The organism is Peribacillus sp. P4_B1, assembly GCF_056402395.1.
Window position 1 is genome coordinate 1 of sequence record NZ_JBFUHM010000129.1, and the last position, 2,005, is coordinate 2,005.

The 2,005-nt window shown below is 35.4% G+C and carries 3 protein-coding genes; all 3 read left to right on the top strand.

Annotated features, from left to right (window positions below; translation table 11 throughout):
* The first annotated feature begins 327 nt into the window (after nt 1-327).
* The 3 genes from AC1DVK_RS26735 to AC1DVK_RS26745 all read left to right on the top strand — a co-directional run bounded on the left by AC1DVK_RS26735 (nt 328) and on the right by AC1DVK_RS26745 (nt 1,802).
* The gene (locus AC1DVK_RS26735; protein ID WP_477627808.1) at nt 328-783 is read left to right on the top strand and encodes an SRPBCC family protein; all 456 of its coding nucleotides are present in this window, start codon (nt 328-330) and stop codon (nt 781-783) included.
* Nucleotides 784-905: 122 nt separating this feature from the next.
* Nucleotides 906-1,289 (top strand): YkvA family protein, encoded by a 384-nt coding sequence (locus tag AC1DVK_RS26740; protein ID WP_477627809.1) that lies wholly within the window; start codon nt 906-908, stop codon nt 1,287-1,289.
* Between the two features lie 156 nt (nt 1,290-1,445).
* Nucleotides 1,446-1,802 (top strand): MmcQ/YjbR family DNA-binding protein, encoded by a 357-nt coding sequence (locus AC1DVK_RS26745; RefSeq protein ID WP_477627810.1) that lies wholly within the window; start codon nt 1,446-1,448, stop codon nt 1,800-1,802.
* The last annotated feature ends 203 nt before the right edge of the window (nt 1,803-2,005 follow it).

Consider the following 2,005-nt stretch of genomic DNA (forward strand, 5'->3'; position numbering starts at 1 on the left):
AAATGGCTAAACAGAAGAAGCCAAAGAAAGTCCTTTACATGGGATAAATTTAATCTCTTTCTCCGTAAATATCCACTGCCTTCACCAAGAATCAAAGTGAATATCTATGAACTAAGCAAAGAGATTAGCTACATTCTGTAAACGATGACTAGGAGGAGCCGTGTGCGTTAATAGCGCAAGCACGGTTCTGTGAGGGGGAGGAGTACAATTTACCGTAAGGTAGGAAGGCTCCTTTCTACTCGACTAGTTGAATAAGGGCTAGGTAATATTGGCATTAACGAACTATAATGCTGGTGCTAGAAAGTGCTTCTAAAAGGAGACTAAGAAATGCCTGTTATTGAGTATCAACAATATATTAACACACCAGTTGAATTATGTTTTGACCTTGCGAGGAGCGTGGATATTCATACTAAAACGACGTCGAAAACAAAGGAAATTGCTGTTGATGGTGTGACAGAAGGGTTATTAGAGGAGGGAGATACTGTTACTTTTGAAGCCATTCACTTTGGTATTAAACAAAGGCTGAAAGCCCAAGTGACATTAATGGAAAAACCATATAAGTTTGTAGATATTATGGTGAAGGGAGCCTTCCATTCTTTTGTTCATACACATCAGTTTATAGAAGTACCAGGTGGAACTATAATGATAGATAAATTTCAATATAAATCACCGTTCGGTCCAATTGGGGTTTTAGCAGATAAATTGTTTTTGGAGAAGTATATGAGAGCATTTATCGTTTCTCGTGCAAAGGCACTGAAAAATATTGCCGAGAATATGCTCTAACCTCATGTGCTTTAGATGAAGGTCAGAGCTGTCTATATCGGGGAAGATTAGTGCAAAACAATCTTTAGTAAATTTCATTTTGTTATAATGAAAATAAAATCATTATTATTATAGGAGATAAAATGTTTAACAAAATGAAGACTTGGGCGAGAAATGTAAAACGACAGATTTTTATCCTTTACTTTGCTTGTAAAGATGAACGGATGCCTTGGTATGCAAAGGTATTTACAGCTTGTGTTGTTGCTTATGCATTCAGTCCGATTGATCTAATCCCAGATTTTATACCCATTCTTGGCTACTTAGACGATGTAATTCTCGTTCCAATAGGGATAATGATTGCATTAAAGATGATTCCAAAGAGTGTATTAACCGACTGTGAAGTTAAGGCAGAGGAAATGATGAAAAACGGTAAGCCGAAGAATTGGATAGTCGGCTCAATAATATTATTGATTTGGGTCTTAATTATAATATGGGCTATTAGTTATATTTATCGCTTAATTAACTGACAGATGCGATAGCTTAAGATCGGAGCTGTTTTTAAGGCGCTTTTTCCTTAAGGAACTAACGGGGCAGTTAGTGAAATAAAGCGTCCAGGGGTTATAATTAAGGATGCAGCTTTATTAAAAAACTACCAAGTTATTATGTTAGAAAAGAGGTTAACAATGAAAAATAGAGAGGGAGCTATCGGTTACTGTTTGGGAATGGGTAATACATATGAAGATTATCCATTTCGTGATAAGAATTGGACGTTAATGCGACATATAGATAACAAGAAAGTGTTTGCGTGGATATTTGAAAAAGATGGCCATATTTGGATTAATGTGAAATGTGATCCCGATTTTTTAGATTATTGGCGTCAGATTTACCATTCGGTAGTTCCAGCATTTCATCTTAATAAGGACCATTGGAATTCGATAATTCTTGACGGTACTGTTCCAAAGGAAGCCATTTACGAAATGATAAAACAAAGCTATATGTTAACTAAAAAAAATAATAGTAAAGTTAATTTCAAAAAGTGAAGGCATTGATTCAGCAGGAAGGATTTATGCCTTTTTCTTATGGCACTAACGGGGGCAGTTTAGTTCTATAAGAAAAGTGGAAGGTTAATCCAATTACTAGTATAGTCATATGTACTAGATCCTTTTTGTAGTCTATTCCTTGATCGAAGAATAATTAGGTGAGGGGGATTGTACCAAATATTTTACATTGCTTTTATTTTTCG